The organism is Actinomadura napierensis, from assembly GCF_039529375.1.
Taxonomy (GTDB): Bacteria; Actinomycetota; Actinomycetes; order Streptosporangiales; family Streptosporangiaceae; genus Spirillospora; species Spirillospora napierensis.
This window is the reverse complement of the sequence record NZ_BAAAMR010000012.1, coordinates 71,856-88,750: the sequence shown is the minus strand read 5'-3', so window position 1 is coordinate 88,750 and position 16,895 is coordinate 71,856. Positions and strand designations below refer to the sequence as shown.

General features: G+C 75.0%; 12 protein-coding genes. 7 read left to right on the top strand and 5 right to left on the bottom strand.

Annotation, left to right across the window (positions count from 1 at the left end; genetic code table 11):
• Nucleotides 1-211: 211 nt before the first annotated feature.
• Genes ABD296_RS09750 through ABD296_RS09730 form a run of 5 tightly spaced genes read right to left on the bottom strand, consistent with a single transcriptional unit; the run spans nt 212 to nt 10,344 of the window.
• On the bottom strand, nt 212-3,979 hold the full coding sequence (locus tag ABD296_RS09750; RefSeq protein WP_344263853.1) for a CHAT domain-containing protein: 3,768 nt from the start codon (nt 3,977-3,979) through the stop codon (nt 212-214).
• A complete protein-coding gene (locus ABD296_RS09745) occupies nt 3,976-4,557 on the bottom strand; it encodes an FHA domain-containing protein (RefSeq protein WP_344263851.1) in 582 nt (193 codons plus the stop codon). The genes ABD296_RS09750 and ABD296_RS09745 overlap by 4 nt, the downstream gene beginning before the upstream one ends.
• The gene (locus ABD296_RS09740) at nt 4,554-6,521 is read right to left on the bottom strand and encodes an AAA family ATPase (RefSeq protein ID WP_344263849.1); all 1,968 of its coding nucleotides are present in this window, start codon (nt 6,519-6,521) and stop codon (nt 4,554-4,556) included. The genes ABD296_RS09745 and ABD296_RS09740 overlap by 4 nt, the downstream gene beginning before the upstream one ends.
• Nucleotides 6,518-8,035 (bottom strand): hypothetical protein, encoded by a 1,518-nt coding sequence (locus ABD296_RS09735; protein WP_344263847.1) that lies wholly within the window; start codon nt 8,033-8,035, stop codon nt 6,518-6,520. The genes ABD296_RS09740 and ABD296_RS09735 overlap by 4 nt, the downstream gene beginning before the upstream one ends.
• The gene (locus tag ABD296_RS09730) at nt 8,032-10,344 is read right to left on the bottom strand and encodes a serine/threonine-protein kinase (protein WP_344263845.1); all 2,313 of its coding nucleotides are present in this window, start codon (nt 10,342-10,344) and stop codon (nt 8,032-8,034) included. Before ABD296_RS09730 ends, ABD296_RS09735 begins: the two co-directional genes overlap by 4 nt.
• A gap of 365 nt (nt 10,345-10,709) precedes the next feature.
• Here ABD296_RS09730 and ABD296_RS09725 point away from each other — a divergent pair, with 365 nt between their 5' ends.
• The 7 genes from ABD296_RS09725 (at nt 10,710) to ABD296_RS09695 (ending at nt 16,576) form a co-directional block, all read left to right on the top strand.
• A complete protein-coding gene (locus ABD296_RS09725; protein ID WP_344263842.1) occupies nt 10,710-11,432 on the top strand; it encodes a hypothetical protein in 723 nt (240 codons plus the stop codon).
• A gap of 2 nt (nt 11,433-11,434) precedes the next feature.
• The gene (locus ABD296_RS09720) at nt 11,435-12,169 is read left to right on the top strand and encodes a hypothetical protein (RefSeq protein WP_344263840.1); all 735 of its coding nucleotides are present in this window, start codon (nt 11,435-11,437) and stop codon (nt 12,167-12,169) included.
• Between the two features lie 14 nt (nt 12,170-12,183).
• Entirely contained in the window at nt 12,184-13,659 is a 1,476-nt protein-coding gene (locus tag ABD296_RS09715) for a hypothetical protein (protein WP_344263838.1), read from the top strand.
• Nucleotides 13,656-14,390: a 4Fe-4S single cluster domain-containing protein gene (locus ABD296_RS09710; RefSeq protein WP_344263836.1), complete on the top strand. Its 735-nt coding sequence runs from the start codon at nt 13,656-13,658 to the stop codon at nt 14,388-14,390. The genes ABD296_RS09715 and ABD296_RS09710 overlap by 4 nt, the downstream gene beginning before the upstream one ends.
• Entirely contained in the window at nt 14,383-15,576 is a 1,194-nt protein-coding gene (locus ABD296_RS09705; RefSeq protein WP_344263834.1) for a hypothetical protein, read from the top strand. Before ABD296_RS09710 ends, ABD296_RS09705 begins: the two co-directional genes overlap by 8 nt.
• 185 nt (nt 15,577-15,761) lie before the next feature.
• Nucleotides 15,762-16,247, top strand: coding sequence for a hypothetical protein (locus ABD296_RS09700; RefSeq protein WP_344263832.1), 486 nt, complete (start codon nt 15,762-15,764; stop codon nt 16,245-16,247).
• A 20-nt stretch (nt 16,248-16,267) separates the two neighbouring features.
• Complete coding sequence (locus tag ABD296_RS09695; protein ID WP_344263830.1) at nt 16,268-16,576, top strand: hypothetical protein; 309 nt, start codon at nt 16,268-16,270, stop codon at nt 16,574-16,576.
• Nucleotides 16,577-16,895 lie beyond the last annotated feature (319 nt).

The window sequence follows — 16,895 nt, the reverse complement described above, 5'->3', positions numbered from 1 at the left end:
GATTCGGTTTCCGAATCCCGTACTGGTCCGGGGTCCGCCGGCCGGGACCGCGCCACGATAGCGCCGTTCGATCAATTCGCGCAGTTTGTGAAGGAGGACGCGATGACCCCGTGGCGCGCATTCGGCGGTGGCGACGACGACTGGCCGTGAACCCGGCGGCCCGGTGGGGCCGCCCGCACACCGGCGGGCGGCCCCACCGGGCTGCCGCGGATCAGTTGCCCTGGTGGGTGAACGCCCCCCACGACACCGGATCGGCCAGATCCAGCCGCCTGGCGTCCCAGGCGTAGTCCTCCGGCATCTCCGGGGGGATCGGCCGGTCCGGGTCCAGCATCCACAGCTGCGCCGCGCGCAGCGCGTCCACCGGGTCCGCGCCGTCCAGGACGAGCGCCCGGTGGAACATGAACATCAGCAGCGGCGTCACGCTCCCGGCCACCCGCCACCGCGACCCGACTACCGCGGCCGCCCCCGCCGTCTGGAACGCCGTCGCGAGCGTGAGCGCCTCGTCGTGGTCAGCCGGGGTCACGTCGCTGACGCAGGTCGACAGCACCACCAGGCCGCCGGGCGCGTCCGGCTCGCGCCGGTGCGAGCGGCGCAGCAGCTCGTCCGCGCGCAGCTGCGCGGGGTCGCCAGCCGCGTCCACGAGCTTCACATGCGACCCGGCCGCCGACGCGGTCGTCACCCCGTGGCAGGTCAGCTGCAGCATCGACGCGCCGGGCGCGCGCCGTCCGGGCGCGTGCGTGCGGACCTCCTCCGGGGTCGCGGACGGCTCGCCCGGACGGCGGGTGTAGCCCAGCCCGCGCGCGTCCGGGTAGAACACGTGGCGCAGGACGTGGGTGAGTTCCGCCGCGGTCTTCAGCTCGCCGGTCGGGTCGGCGACGAACACCGGATCCTCGAGCGGGTCGCGGCGCCGCCGCCCGGCCGCGGTCACGAACTGCCGCGCCGACGCGGCGTACGACAGCACGAACTCCCGGCAGGCGTAGCCGCGCCCGCCGTCCGCGCCCGTCCGGTACGCGACCTGCCAGGGGATGCCGCCCAGCGCACCGCACGGGACGAGCACGACGCGCGGCGCCCCCGCGATGCCGCGCTCCCTGGCGTCGGCGAGCAGCGGCTCGAACGCCGCCGACCACGCCCACGCGCCCACCGCGTCGAGCGCGTCCCGCCAGTCGGCGCCGTCGCCCGCCACGCCGGGCAACCCCACGTACGCGGCGGCCCGCTCGTCGTCGAGACGCAGCGCCGGGGCGGCCACCACCCGCACCACCTCGGCCCGGTCGGCGACCAGCAGCAGCCCCGGCTCGCCGCCTTCCCCCGGCACGAGGTACACCAACAGGTCGGCGCCGACGGCGGCGAGCGCGGCGGCCACCCTCGCCAGCTCCGGCGCCGCCGTCAGCGCGGCCGCGTCCCCGGCGCGGTGCAGCGCGTCCAACATCCGCTGCCGCAGGTCCCCCGGCACCTGCGGGTCCAGCAGCGGACCGGCCAGCGCCGCCGCCGTGTCCGCCGCGCCGCCCGTCGCCACCGGTTCGCGCGGGGGCGGCGGCCCCGCGTCCACCGCCCCCTGCTCGTCCCACTCGTCCGCGAGCTCGCCGAACCCGCGGACGCGCAGGAGCTCCGACACCGCCGTCGCAGACGTCGCCGCGTACAGCACCAGTCCCCGGCCCAGCTCCACGGCCGCCGCCGCGTCTGCCGCCCGGCCCTCCGCGACGCACCACCGCGCCACCCGCTGCGCCATCTCCGCGACGCCCCGCGCCGCGGCGAGCCCGTACTCCACGCCCGTCTGCAGCAGGACGTCCCCGATCCGCGCCCGCAGCGCCCCGAACCCCGCCGAGATCGCCAGCGCCGCGTCCCCGTCCTCCCTCCGGCCGCGGTAGGCGCCCGCCAGCTCCCACAGGACACGACCCGTCATCGGGCTCGCCGGCTCGGTGGCCAGCAGCCCCGCCGCCTGCTCCAGCCGCGCCACGCCCAGCTCGCGGTGGTCGGCCGCGCTCGCCGCGTCCCCCGGGCCGTCCGCCCCCTGGTGCAGGCCCTCCGCCTCCATCCGGGACCGGACGAGATGCGCGGCCCCGAGCGACCACAGCGCGCCCGCCCGCTGGCCGTGCAGGACCTCCGGGACCGCCGCCGCCTCGCCGAGCCGCGCGATCCCCTCGTCCATCGCGGCCAGGTCGCGCTCCAGCACCCCGTCCAGCACGCGGGCGAGCCCGCCGACGGTCCTCAGCGCCAGCCGGTTGCCGGCGTCGATCGCGTCGGCGTCCAGCGCGGCCGCCAGCAGCGCCGCGCCCTCGCGCGCCGCGTCCAGTGCCTCCCCGGCGCCCGCCACTAGGAGCACGTCGGCCTGCCGCAGCAGCGCCCGGCCCAGCTCCATGTCGAGCCGCGACCGCCACGGGTAGGTCCCAGGCAGCGCCCACCGCGCCTCCCGCAGGTTTCCGACCGCCCGCCGCAGCCCGTCCTCGTCGCCGTCGCGCCACGCGCAGGTCGCGGCCGCCGCGCCCAGCAGGCCCTGGACGGTCCGCCACTCGAACTCGTCGCCGTCCGGCGGACGCCGCGTCCGGCAGATCGCCTCGGCCCGCTCCAGGTAGCGCCGAGCGGCCTCGGCCTCCTCGATCCCGCCGCGCCGCGTGTGCCGGTCCAGCAGCACCGACCCGTACGTCGTCAGCATCGTCACGGCGAGCGGATCTTCGTCGCGGATGTCGCGCAGGGCCGCCTCCAGCAGCCGCGACGCGCGCGTCCAGTCGTCCTGCCCGCCCGTCAGCGCGGCCTTCAGCATTGTCGCCATGCCGAGCAGGTAGGTGTCCTTGGCCCGCCCGTCGCGGTCGCCGGGGTCCCGGCGGGCGCGCACCTGCTCCGCGAGCGAGATCACCTTCTCCACGCCGCCGGGGGTCGGCTGGAACGCGGTCACCCCCATCGTCAGCCCGGCGAGCCAGCGCAGGCCGTCCTCGTACAGGGGGTGGTCGCCGCCGCGCGCCCGCATGTGCTCGTGCGCCCGTTCGACCAGCTCGGGGCCTTCCGCCAGGTCGGCCGGGTCGCCGGTGCGCAGCCACGACTGCATCCGCGCCGCGCCGAGCTGCATCTCCAGCGCCGCCTTCAGCATGTCGCCCGGCTCCAGCTCGATGGCGCGTTCGAGGTCGGCCACCATCCGCGGGTCGGGCGGCCCCTGCTCGCCGCGCTCCCGGCGCGCGTCGGCCTCCAGGAACACCGACAGCCCGACGACCTCGCGGTGGCCCGGGTCGCCCTCGTCGAGGCGTTCGCCCGCCTGGTCTAGCAGCGCCATCGCCCGCGACAGGTCGACGTCGTCCTCCTCGGCGGTGTTGTACGCCTGGAACAGCACCGCGACGGCCCGCAGCACCACCGCGACCCGGCCCAGCTCCGGGTCGATGTCGTCCGCGTTGGCGAACCTGGTGAGGACGGCCACGGCCCGCTGCACGTCCGGGGAGTCGATGGCCGACAGGCCCGTCATCAGCGGCGCGAGGTCGTACAGGTCGGGCGGGCGCTCACCGAGCGGGACGGGCAGCCGCAGCACGCGGAACATCAGCAGGACGCCGAGCCACACCCCCGCGGTCTGCACTCGCCAACCCGCCGACCACGCTCCCCTCTCCGGCTCCGTGTCGGGCTTGGGCCGCACGGCGTCCGGATCGTCGGCGAGGCACTGCTCGAACAGGTCGATCGCCTCGTCGCGGTCCGCCTCGGCGCCCGCCACCCGCAGGTAGCGGATCGCGAGCAGGTTCCCCAGCTCGAACCGCAGCGCCGGCAGGCGCGCGTCGTCCGGCGGCACGCAGGCGACGGCCTCGCGGTAGAGGGCGATCGCCTCCCCCGCGCGGTCCGCCCCGTCCGGGGCGTCGCCGGCGCCGAACGACGCGCTCTTCGACAGCGCCCGGCCGAGCGCGGCCAGCGCGTCCGGCCGGTCGCCGGGGGCCGCCGACGCGAGCCGCGCGCGGAGCGCGGCGATCGCGGCGTCCGAAAAGTCGCCGGTGTTCCGGGAGCCTGTCATCGCCGTCCTCCTCCGGGCGGGGCCTCACGCACGATCGTCATGAGCACGTCGCCGATCCGGACCTTGTCCTTGTGTCGGAGGGTCCTGCGGTCGCCGGCGGGCATCAGCTCGCCGTTCACGAACGTGCCGTTGAGGGAGTACTCGTCGCGGATCCACGGGGTGCCGTCCTCGTCCAGGCCGATCGTGGCGTGCCGCCGCGACACCAGGTCGTCCTTCTCCAGGAGCCGCGCCGCCTCCGAGAACTCCGGGTCGCGGCCCAGCAGCGAGGAGCCGCAGGGCGGGACGGAGACCTTCTCCCCCGTGGTGAACACGTAGGCGAGGTTGAGTACCGAAAGGGTCGCCGCTGCCGCGTTCCCCGCTCGCGGTGCGGGCTCGGGACCGGGTGCCTGCGGCGCGGGCCGTCCCGCCGGATCTCCGCCGCCCGGTGCCTTGGTGCCTGCCTGCGCGGCCGTGACGTCATGCGGGGCCGTCGCGGCGGGTGTGTCCGCCACCCGGTAGTCGTCGAAGCGCCCGCACGCCGGACAGATGACATCGCCCGTCGCGGCGGCACCGCAGCCGGCGCAGACCAGCTCGTTCACCGCAGCTCCACCGACGGCGGCTCGCGGTGGACGGCCGTCACCGTCAGCCGCCCGCCCGGCTCCAGGCGGCGCCGCTCGAACAGCGCCCGCGCCAGCGGGTTGACGAACCCCGTCTCCACCGCGTTGAGGATCCCGCGGCCCCCGTTCGCGAGATCCTCGGTGCACCAGGCGAGCAGGTCGTCGCGTGCCCGCTCGCTGAGCGCCAGGGTCAGCCCGAGCTCCTTGCCCACCAGCCCCAGCACGTTGCCGAGCGCGTTGTCGCAGATCCGCCGCGCGGGCTCGGGGCGGATGAAGTCGAACACCAGGATGTTGCCGCCCAGCCGGTTGAGCAGTTCGGGACGGCCGAGGACCAGGTTGAAGTGCCGCTGCACGCCCTCCGTCACCCGCTCGATGACCTCTTCGTACGGCTGGTCGGGGGTGACCTTGACGATGCGGATCTCGCGCTGCGGATCCCACTCCTGGATGCCGAGGTTGGAGGTGAAGATGAGGATCGTCTCGGAGAAGTAGGTGGTGTTCCCCCGCGCGTCGGTGAGCCGGCCGTCCTCCAGGATCTGCAGGAACTTGTCCAGCAGCCGCGGATGGGCCTTCTCGATCTCGTCGAACAGCACCACCCGGAACGGGTCCTGCCGGACCGCGTTGGTCAGCTCCCCGCCCGCCTCGTACCCGACATAACCGGGCGGCGCGCCGACCAGCCGGTCCGCGGCGTGCTCGGCAGAGAACTCGCTCATGTCGAAGCGCAGGTACGCCGACTCGTCGCCGAACAGCAGCGCGGCGATCGCCTTGGCCAGCTCCGTCTTGCCCACCCCGGTCGGCCCCGCGAAGAACAGCGTCCCGCGCGGGCGGTCCACCGACCGCCGGGCCTGCGCGCCGGTCAGCCCGAGCACCGCGCGCTTCAGCACGTCCAGTGTCCCCGCCACCGCGCGCTCCTGGCCGATCACCCGCGCGGGCAGCTCCGTCTCGGCCTGCCGGATGCGGTCCAGCAGGTAGCCGCGCCGCCACGGGTTGTCCAGCACGCCCAGCTTGTAGGTGCGGACGGCCTCGGGCAGGCTGGACAGCCCCGTCCCTCGGTCGGCGACCAGCTTCATGACCTCGTTCATCGCCGCCAGGGTCAGCCCTTCGGAGGCTGCGGCGAACTCCTTCGCGGCAGAGTCCGCCCGCCCGGTCAGCTCGCCCGGCCGGCCCTGCTCGTCCAGTTCGCGGGCGCTCGGTGCCCCCCCGACCAGTAGCCGCGCCGTCTTCTCCCGCTCCCCCAGGTCGGGGGACGGCACCGCGATGTTCCGGACCCGGACGTTCCCGTCGCCCAGCCACGCCGGCAGGTCGCGGTCGCTCTGCACCAGCCAGACCACTGGGTTGTACAGCGGGCTCGGCCGGTTCTCGAAGCCGCCCTTGCGGGGCGCGGTCTCCGACAGCTTCAGGCAGCCGACGAAGAAGTCCTGCTCGGCCGGGGACAGCTCGGTGGAGTCGCGGACAAGCCGGGACGCGTAGTCCACGACGAGCCCGATCCGCAGCTCCGGGTGCTGGGTGACGGCCTTGATCCGCTCGTACAGCTGGGCGAGCGGGTCGTCCTTGTCGTCTCCCGCCTCCTTCGCACCGGATCCGTCGAGGAGCCGCTCGACGGCCTGCCGCTCCTGCGCGCGCCGCGGGTCGCCGTCCGTCCTCGGGAACAGCGTGAAGCCGTCCACCTGGTCGTAGACGACGAGGCAGCTGTAGCCGTACCGCTCCAGGACCCGCCAGACTAGCGAGGCCAGCGGGACCACGGTGGAACCGCCGTCGCGGCCGGGGACAAGGAACCAGTCGCGCAGGTTGCCGTGGAACACGAACTGCGAGTGGACCGCGAGGGTGCTCTCGAACTCGCGGATGAAGGCGGGCCAGCCGTCGAAGGGCGCGGGACGTCCTCCCTCCGGCTTGTCGATGCGCACCCCCGGCCCGGAGATCGGGGGCGTGTCCGGTGTCGTCGTGGTCATCGTGGCCGCTTCCTCTCCCTGGCCTGCGGCCGCTTCCTGCCGCGGCCCTCCTCGTCGCCGCGCCGGTTGCTCCCGGCGGGTGCGGCGGTTTCGGTCGCCGTGCCGTGCGGTTCCACGACGCCGAGCAGGGTCATCTCCAGCCCGAGCGCCTCGACGTCGCCGCGCACGCAGTCGAAGTCGTCGCGCCACCGCCGCAGCCGCTCCGCGTTCACGACGGTCGCCGGGTCGCCCGCCGGGCCGTCGCCGAACGTCGCGACGACCTGCCCCTCCGCCAGCTCGAACCGCACCTCGTCGCCGTCCCACTCCGGGCGGGTGAGGTTCATCAGGGCGGCCCCGTCGCCGCGGCGGACGGTGTAGCCGAGCCGCACGCAGGCCGCCGCGAGGGTCTCGGTGACCAGGCTCTGGTCGGCGATGTCCCGCATGTGCAGGAGGGCGTCCTCGGCCCGCATGCGCAGCTCGGACGTGAGCGGTTCGCGGCCCGCCGCGACGGCTTCGAGCCGCTCCACCACGTCCGCGAACGGTGCGGTAAGCCCGGCCGGGTACAGCTCGGGCGAGATCCGGTCGAGGCGCAGCCCCGCCAGGAAGCGGGTGGCGTCCTCGATGGCCGCGCGCCGTCGGCGGACGGCGGCGTCCACCTGCCGCTCGCGCGCCCGCAGCTCGCCGAGCCACGAGGACGCTGCCGCCGCGTTGCGCGTGGACAGCGCCTTCCCGGCGGCCTCCAGCAGGGTCGCCGCCTCCTCCGGCGACGCCTTCGGCAGGATGCGGCCGAGGATCCGGTCGACCGTCGCGGTCTTCTCGCGGTCGCCGCGCTCGCCGCCGCGCCCGGACGCCGCCGCCAGCGCCTCGACCCGCGCGGACTCCGCCTCCCACCGCCGCGCCTGCTCCGCCCAGCGGACCAGCCCGTCCGCCGCGGCGTCCGCGCGCCACGTCCCGCGCCTGGCCAGCTCGCCCATCCCGGCGTCGATGACCCGTCCGGCCTGCCGCCGCTCGGCCTCGTCGAGCCGCCGCTCGGTCTCCGCGCACCAGCGGCGCAGCTCGGCGACCGCGCGGCCCGCCGGATCGAGCGGGCCGGGCAGGTCCGGGCCGGGGCCGCCGTCGAGCCGGCTCCCGGCGGCGAGCACCGCGGCGAGCCGGGCGTTGACGTCCACGACGGCCAGTACCGCCTGCTGCCATTCCTGCGCGGCCGCGCACTGCTGCTCCCACTGCGCCGCGTCCGCGAGGATGCTCTCCCCGAAGTCCCGCAGGCCGCCCATGGCGGCCCGCGTCATCACGACCGCGGTCGCGGCGAGCCCGACCGCGAGCACCGCGGTGCCCGCGACGGTCGCGGCGGTGGCCAGCCCGTGCATCCCAGCGGTCGCGGCCGCGTGCCCGGTGTGCGCGGCGGCGACGCCCGCCGAATGCGCGGCGGAGTGCGTCGCGGCGCTGCCGGCCGCGTGGGTCAGGCCGGCCTGCGACACCGCCGACGGCACCGCCTGCTGCGCGAGCATCGGCGCGACGATCTTCCCGTTGCTCATCGGGTCCCCCTCGCCCGGGCCGGACGGCCGGACGGCGCGCGCGGGCCGTCCCGCCGGGCGGCTGTCCTCTGCGCGGTGGCCCCGTCCGGGCCGACGGCCGTGGAGCGGCGCCGCAGGTACTCCTCCTGCCAGCGCCGGTAGCGGACGTGCACCCACGCGACATGCGCCGGGAGCACGATCAGCGGGAGCAGGAACGGCGCCGTAACGGTCACGCCGATCAGCGCCAGGGTTGTCCCGGCCACGACCACGAACCCGAGCGTTCCCCGGGTCGCGAACCGGCCGCCGACGTCGCGGAAGACCCTCCCGACGCCCAGCATCAGCGAGAAGCGCGGATGGTAGGGGGCGCCGATCACCGCGGCCAGCCACAGTTCGGCGCCGGCCTGCAGCGCCAGCGTGACCACCATGAAGATCCAGGCCTGCAGCAGCGCCACCGGCGACGCGATCTCCACCCGCGCGTTAAAGGCCGTGCTGAGCAACAGCAGCAGCGTCCAGGCGATGAGCACCACCGCCATCGCCGCGCCCGCCCAGCCCAGCGCGACCGGGCGGTCCAGGCGGCGCCAGCGCTCCACCCGGTTCCACTCGCGCACGCGCTGGTCGCGGCGGTCGGCCTGGCGGCGCAGCCGCTCCACCTCCGCGCGCGCCTGCCAGCTCACCGCGTACGCGGTGAGCACCCCGGCGGGCTCGTGCGCCTTGGCGAGGATCTCGTCGAACCAGTCGAGCCGGGCGTTGGCGCGCCTCAGCACCTTGTGGACACGCGGCCGCTCCCGGTCCAGATGCGCGCGCAGCTCGCCGACCGCGCCGGGATCGCCGGCCAGCCACAGCAGGTACGCCCGCTGCCGCGGCCCGCTCCACCTGGCCAGGACGTCCCGCACTTCGGGATGGTCGCCAGCGAGCCGGGCGGCCACGACGGCCCAGCGTTCGACGTCGTACCGCCAGCGCCGGTCGACTTGGGCGAAGCCGGCGCAGCCCGGTTCGGCGTCCAGCTCGCGGAGCAGGCCGTGGTCCCACAGGTCATCGACGATCTCGCGGAGCTGTGCCGCCGTCCCGTCGCCGTCCATCGCCTTCCTGGCGAGGCCGGGCAGGTCGGTCATGGAGAGGGACTCGCCCAGGTAGACGACGGGCCGGCCGTGGTCGAGCCAGCGCAGCAGGAGCAGCAGGTTCACGTTCCCGGGAAGGCCCGACCGCTCCAGCCGGACGGCGAGCCGCTCGCTGGAGTCCTCGCCGTCCGGGTCGTCGAACTGGGCGAGCCAGCGGCGCAGTTCGGCCCACGGTTCGGCCATCGGCTCGAAGAACCGCTGGACGGCCAGCCCCCAGTTGCGGGTCAGGTCGAGCGCGAGCGTGGACCGCTCGGTGTAGGGCGTGCCGTTGAAGCGCAGCTGCCGGCGCTGCGGCGACGGGGCGGGGCCGCGGTCGCGGGGAGGCCGCGGCGGGTCGCCGGCGAGCCAGGCGGCAACCTCCTCGGCGCCCCAGCGGTCGTCCCTGCTGTGCACGATCAGCCCCTCGCACAGCCACCGGACGCGCGGGTCGAGGTCGTCGGGCAGGGGGATGTTGCCGGCGATGATCTGGTCGCCGGCGTTGTCCTCGTCCATGCCCGCGAAGGGGTGCTCGCCCGCCGCGGCCTCCAGGACGAGCATCCCAAGCGACCACCAGTCGCCGGCCGCGGAGACCAGCCCGTTGAACAGCTCGGGCGCGGCGTACAGGGTCGTCCGCGACCCGGACCTGGTGCGCGCCTGGGACCGGCCGCCGAGGTGGACCGACATCCCGAAGTCGGCGAGCACAAGGTCGAGGGCGTCCTCGCCGCGGACCAGGACGTTGCGCGGTTTGAGGTCGCGGTGCGGGATACCGAGCCCGTGCAGCTCGCGGAGCGCGCCGGCGAGCTGGCGCACCACCTCCTCGACGGTCTCCAGGGGGAGCCCGCCGGGGGTGCGCCGGAGCAGGTCGTGGAGGGTGCCGCCGGGCACGTAGTCGTGGATCTCGTATGCGCGGCCGCCTTCGACGCCGCAGTCGAGCAGCCGCGGCAGCCGAGGGGATTCGCCGGCCTGCAGCGCCTCCCACACCTTAGGCTCGGGCCTGATCTCGCCGCGGTAGAGCTTCAGCACGTATTCGCCGTCGTCCGCGACGGCGCGGAAGACGTCGGCCTCGCCGCCGGCCATGGAGAGCGGCGAGACCTCACGGAACCGGTTCAGCAGCGCGGGCGGGACCGTCTCCGGCTGGCCCGGCGCCGCCGCGCCGCCGCGCCGCCGGGTCGCTTGCGGACCGGGGACGGGTTCGCCCAGCCGGCGCCGGGTCGGGGGCGACGGCTCGGTCATGGGCCGTTTCTCCTTTCCGGGCCGCGCGTGCGGCGGCCAGCGACTCCCACTCTTATCCTATTCGCCCGGCATACACAATTTTTCCGCCATATCGGGTGCATTCCATGAAACTCTACGCTCCACATGGAATAGCGCCACCCGCTTCCGTCCGCGCGCCCGAGACGGCCCAGGTTCCGCAGCTCACAGCAGGTTCCATGCACTGCGCCCCGTTCCATGTAAAGCGGCCGAGTCCGTGGAACGTGCATCGGTACGCAGACTCTCGCTCTTTCCATGTAAATATGCCGTTTGCGGCGATCAAGGTGCAGGTGATAAGCATTTCGCTACCCCTTCAGGAAATTTCCCCCAAGGCGGGACAGTGCATGCGAATGGACAGCCGGAGCGCGAGGGCGCACGAGGAGTTCCGGGCGGCGGCGGCCCACTGGACCGACCGGTTCCGGGCACGCCGCGAGGGCTGGAAGGACGCCCGCCGCGGGCTGCCCGAGCTGCCCGCCACGCTGGACGGGGCCGGCCGGGTGCGCCCGGCCCGCCCCGGCTACCGGGAGGAGTTGCAGGCCAGGGTCGCGGTGGTGTCGGAGAAGTACGCCGCCGAGGCGCAGCGCCGGCATGACCGGCTCGTCGAGGAGATGATGGGCCGCGCGACCGACGTCGTCTACCACCACGAGGCCGGCACGCTCGAGCGCCGCCACCTCGGCCGGCTGCAGAGCGCGCTCGGCCGGTGGGCGAACGCCGTCCAGCCGCAGCGCTCGGTCGTGGCCGGGGCGGTCGCGGAGGCCAACCAGCTGCTCTGCTGCCACTGGAAGGTCGTCGAGCGGTGGCACCGGCGGCTGCGCGCCATCCGGCGGGGCAGGGCGAAGCCGCCGCTGATGACCGACGGCGAGGGCCGGCAGGTCCCGTTCGACGCGGCGGCGTGGAAGCCCGAGCCCATCGCGCTCGACTCCCGCTGGGAGCACCCCGAGGAGTTCCTCATCCGGCTGCCCGACGTCTTCACCGGCGACGACGCGTCCGGCTACCGCTTCGGGCCGCTGGCCCGCGCGCTGGAGATCCTGCGCTACTTCTACGGGACCCCCGAGCCCGAGACAGGAGGCTGACCATGCGAGTCCGGGCATCCGTCCGGTTCCACCACCGCGAGCGCGTCTGCGCGGCCGCCGGGGTCGTGCTCGTCGCGACCGCGCTCGGCGTCCCCGGCTGCGACCCCGGCGGCGACTCCTACGCGGCGCCGTGCGGCGTCGTCGTCGACGGCTCCGCGTCCGGGCAGAACTTCGACGCCGATACGCGCGTGGCCGACCTACTCCCCGGCTTCCTGCGGACGAACAAGTGCAAGACGCTCACCTACGTCCCGCTCGACACCGACTCCCGCGGCTCGGTCTGCTCGCACAAGGACCTCGACCTCGATCCCGACCTCGGCGGGGGCACCGACAAGGAGGCGATCCGCGCCGGGCGGCAGAGCCAGGCCGTCAAGGACGCGCACGCCGTGCTGGCCTGCCTGCACGCGCGGCACCCCGGGTCGGACGTGCTCGGCGCGCTCGCCCGCGCCGCGGACCAGCGGCCGGACGGCAAGGACACCTACCACGTCCTCGTGGTCAGCGACATGCTGCAGACCGACCGGACGGTCGACCTCACCCACGCCGACCTGAGCACCGCGGCGAAGCGGCGCGCGATCCTCGACGGCCCGTTCAAGGGCCGCGTCCCGGACCTCGGCGGGACGGCGCTGGAGATCACCGACCGCGGGCGGACGCTGAAGGACACGCGGCAGTCCGTGGGGCTCAACGCCTTCTGGACGCAGCTGTTCGCCGCTGCCGGACACCCCACCGTGAAGTACGACTGACCCCGGAGGACAGCATGGCCGCCCCACAGTCCGCTCCGCGCCGCCGCTGGCGGCGGGAGGGCCCCGACCCCGAGACCGCCGCCGGCACCGCCGCGCCGGGCGTGCCGCCCCCCGCCGTCGTCCCGCCGGGCGTGCAGGGGCGCGCGATGCTGGACGGCGCGCGCGCCGCCGCGGCTCGCGAGTACGACGAGTGGTCTTTCGCGCCGGGAACGCGGCTGCCGTACCTGGAGCGCCTCCGGCACGAGCGCGAGCAGGCCGTCGCGTTGAACGCCGCGAGCGCGTTCGCGGCGGCGCGCGCCATCCTCGCGCAGGTCCGCCACCAGCGCCGCGACGAGCGGCACGCGGCCGCCACCGCGCAGGCCGGCCTGGACCAGGCGCTGCGCTGGCGCGACCGCGCCTACGAGCGGGAGGACATCACGCTGGCGGGCCTCGACGTGCTCGCCGGGCAGCACATGCCGCCGGACCGTCCGGGATGGGACGACGCGGACGTCCCCGACGACGACCCGGACGACCCGACGGCCACAGCAGAAGCCGGGGACACCGGGGACACCGGCGACACCGTGCGGAACGCCGACCCGCACGGCCCTCCCAACCTGGGATCCGCGGATCCCGGACCGGGCGGCGAGCGACCGGCCCCCGCCTCCGGCGACCGGGAGAAGGCGGACGCGGCGCCCGTCACGCGCGGCGGGCGGCGCCGGCTCGGCTGGATGGGTCCGGCGGACGGCTCGCCCTTCGCCATGCCGATGCCGGAGCGGTACAAGCGGTACATCCTCGTGGCGCTGATCGCGGTGGAGGTGCCGATCTACCACGACATCTTCCTGCACCTGCACGGCGCCGACGACTGGTTGACCTGGGCCTACACGCTGCCGGTCGCGCTCGGCATGGTCGCCGCGCCGCACCTGGCGGGCCGGCTGTTCCGCCACCGGCACCTCATGCCGGTGGAGCGGATCGCGCCGGTCCTGGTGGCGGCCACGATGGTGCTGTGGGCGGCGGGGGCGCTCGCGCTCGGCTGGCTGCGCCAGCAGGTCCTGCTCGTCCCCCGGAGGGACCCGGTAACCGGCCAGGACATCGGCGGTGTGCACCAGCTCGGTCTGCAGCACGGGCACATCGCGATGACCGCCGTGTTCGCGATCATCCTGCTGCTGTCCGGGCTGATCGCGTTCACCCTCGGCATGGCGGAGGAGCACCCCGCGGTCGCCGCCTACCGCGCCGCCGTCCGGGTCAGCGAGCGCGCCCAGGCGCTGTTCCTGGAGGCGACGTCGGAGGAGTCGAGAACGCGGGACTCGACGCTGGTCCCGGAGGAGGAGCAGCTCCGCGCGCACTGGCACGAGGCGCAGGAGCACAGGACCGCGATTGCGCAGGAGCACCTCGCCGCTGAGAAGGTGTACCTGGACGCCGTGGCGCTCGGCATCGGCAGGCCCACCACCACGCAGGCCGTCTCCGCGTACCTCGACGAGCCGCCCGCGGGCGGGGACGGCGGCGCTCCGTGAGGGCGCCGCGCGCGCGGGCGGAGCCGGTGCTGCGCGTCAGCCGGATCGTCCATCCGGTGACGGTGCTCGGTCCGGGGCGCAGGCTGGTGATCTGGGTGCAGGGCTGTGGCCTGGCCTGCGCGGGATGCATGTCGCGGGACACCTGGGACCCGGCTGGCGGGACCGGGCTGCCGGTGACCGCGCTCGCCGCCGCCTGCCGAGGCCTGCTGGTGCGCGGCGCGGACGGGGTCACGGTGTCCGGCGGTGAGCCGCTCGACCAGGCTCCGGCGCTGGCCGCCCTGCTCGCCGCCCTGCGCCCCGCTCTGCGTCACGCCGTGGACATCCTGGTGTACACCGGCTACGAGACGGATGAGGCCCTGCGGATCGGCGCGGCGGTGCTCCGGCACGCCGACGCCGTCATCACCGGACGTTACGACGCCGCCCGGCCGACCCGGCTGGTGTGGCGCGGCTCGGCGAACCAGTCGCTACTGCCGCTCACCGGCCTCGGCCGCCGCCGCTACGCCGAGCATCTGGACCGGGAGGCCGACCCGGCCCCGCTGGAGATCTTCCCGGACGGGGACGGCCTGCAGGTCGTCGGCGTCCCCCAGCGCGGGGACCTGCGGCGGCTCGAGACCGGCCTGGCCCGCGAGGGCGCCCCGCCGCGCACCGTCTCGTGGCGGCCTGCGCGCCCTACCCCGTCGAGCCCCACCATCCCGCCGTCCCGTCGAACCGAGGAGAGGGACCATGCCTGAGTACATCGCCGAGCTGCACGGGCTCGCGCCGCTGCCGTCCGCCGACGTCCTCGGCCACGCCCCGCTGTACTCCGAGGACGAGCACTACGGTCCGGGCGACGTCCGCCACGTCCGCGAGTCGGGCGTCAGCTTCGGCAGCCCGCTGCTGTACCCGGTGGACGACGTGCCGCGCGGACGCGGCCGCGCCGTGGAGGCCGTCTTCGCCTTCGACCTGGACGAGCTGGGTGGCCGCCGCCGGTACACGGCCGCGCGGTTCCGCGTCACCCTCGCCGACGAGCGGGCCATCGCGCGGCGGGTGCGTCCGGAGCCGCCGGCGGCGCCGTGGACCGGCCGGTTCCGGCCGGGCGCCGGGCGTGTCGCGGTCCGCGTCTCCGGCCTGCAGACGCACCGGTTCGGCTGCGCCTACCGCGACCCGCAGGGGCGGGCGCTGGACGGCCGGTCCTACCTGGTGAGCGCCCTGCTCGACGTCCCCGAGGGGCTCGCGGAGCTGGCCGGCACGCTCAGCGCGGAGGTGGAGATCGCGCGGACCGTGTTCGAGTTCACCACGCACCGCGCGGCGTACACCTTCGACGTCCAGCCCCGGTTCGCGGTGCCGCTGCCCGGACCAGAAGGTGGGGGCGCGGCGGTCCGGCTGTGCCTGGCCGCCGATGTGGAGCGCTACAGAAGGCACGGCATCGGCGCCGCCGAGCGCACCCAGCGGCGGCTGCTCGCCGTCCTGGACGCGGCGCTGCGGGAGGCGGGCGTCGACCCCTCGTCCGTCCCGGCGCAGGAGCAGGGCGACGGCCGGTTTCTGGTCTTCCCGCCGGGGATCGACGAGACGAAGGTCGTCCCCGGCCTGGTCGCCGGGCTGCGCGCCGCCGTCCGCCGGACGAACCGCGACCTCGGGGAGCAGGCGCGGGTGCGGCTGCGCGCGGCGCTGCACCGCGGCCTTGTGAAGCCCGCCCCGAACGGGTACGTCGGGGACGCCTCCATCGCCGTGCACCGGATCCTCGGCTCCCCGCCGATCCGGGAGGCGCTGAAGGCGAACCCGGCGCGCGACCTCGCCCTGATCGTCCCGGACCTGCTGTACCGGGACGTGATCGCGCAGGACCTGGACGGCCTCAACCCGGCGCGCTTCGAGCGCGTGATCGCCAAGCTGGAGGACAAGGGCTTCACCGAGGTCTGCTGGCTCACCGTCCCCGACTGACCTGTGCCTGCCGAAAACTACGTCCGTGCAGGTGAGAGGCGCAGGGGGTGGCTCCGACGCGGGGCTTGATCAGTAGCATGGACAGGCCGCGGCGAGGTGGTTGCCGCAGGATGATGGGCGGCTGTGCTGTTGCGACTGGCCTACATGACCGGACCAACGCGTTCGCGGTGCTGCGTCTGCTTCCAATGACCGATCGGGACAAGAACACTGAAATCTTGGTGTTGCGGCACCAGATCGGCGTGCTGGAGCGCCGGCTTGCCGGAAAGCGGGTGCGATTGACCACGGCGGACCGGGCGTTTGTGGCGGCGCTGCTGCACCGGTTGCCTTCCGGGGGTGCTGCGGCGGATGCGGTTGCTGGTGCGGCCGGACACGGTGCTGCGCTGGGACCGGGACCTGATCGCGGGTCGGCATGCCGCCCGCTCGAAACCCAAGCGGCCGGGCCGACCGCCCACCGCCCACCGCCCATCGTCCACTCCATCCGGCTGCTGGTGCTGCGTCTGGTGCGGGAGAACCCGGGCTGGGGCTACCGGCGGGTGCACGGCGAACTTATGACGCTCGGCGTCAAGGTCGCGGCCTCCACCGTCTGGGAGATCCTCAACGACGCCGGTATCGATCCGGCGCCCGAGCGTTCCGCCACCACAACCCGCATCGCCCGGCCCGCCGACCGATGAGTCCATGCGGAACCCCCGGCATGAGCAACTACACGCCCGACGACGCGGTGTCCGCGCTGTGGGCCACCCATCACGCGGCGCCCATCCCCGCCGGGCTGCGCCGGATCGAGGGCCCTAGCGGCGAGTCCGTCCCCGCCCTGAACGCCTACCTGGCCGGCTGCATCCACACCTTCATCGCCAACGACGGAACCCTTGACCCTGAGCGCCAGCGGATCCTCACCGGCTGCGCCGCCGAACTCGCCGCCCTGCTCGGCTCGCGCACCGAGCAGGAGGCCGTCTACGTCTCGTGGCTCGTCCAAGCCGCCAACCTCATCAGCGCACGATCCTGACCTGCCCGGACGGAATGTCCTCGCCATGGCCGCACCGCCGCCGCCGTTCCGGCCCGCCAACCCGGCCCCGCCGTCGACGCCTGTGCCCCGGCCGCCGAGCCGGCGCTGGCGCACAGGGAGGACTATTTTGTCCTGAGTGACGCCACTTGCGCGCCGCTGTTCGACAGCGTCGCGGCCAACACGAGGCGGGAGTACGAGCGGCAGCGGGCCTCCTTCGCCACCTGATGCGCCTCTGTTGGGCGCGCGGCGCTGTCGGCGAAAGAGGCCACCGCCGTCGAGTACGTCGCGCACCTATGCGACCGGGAGTTGGCTCCCGCCT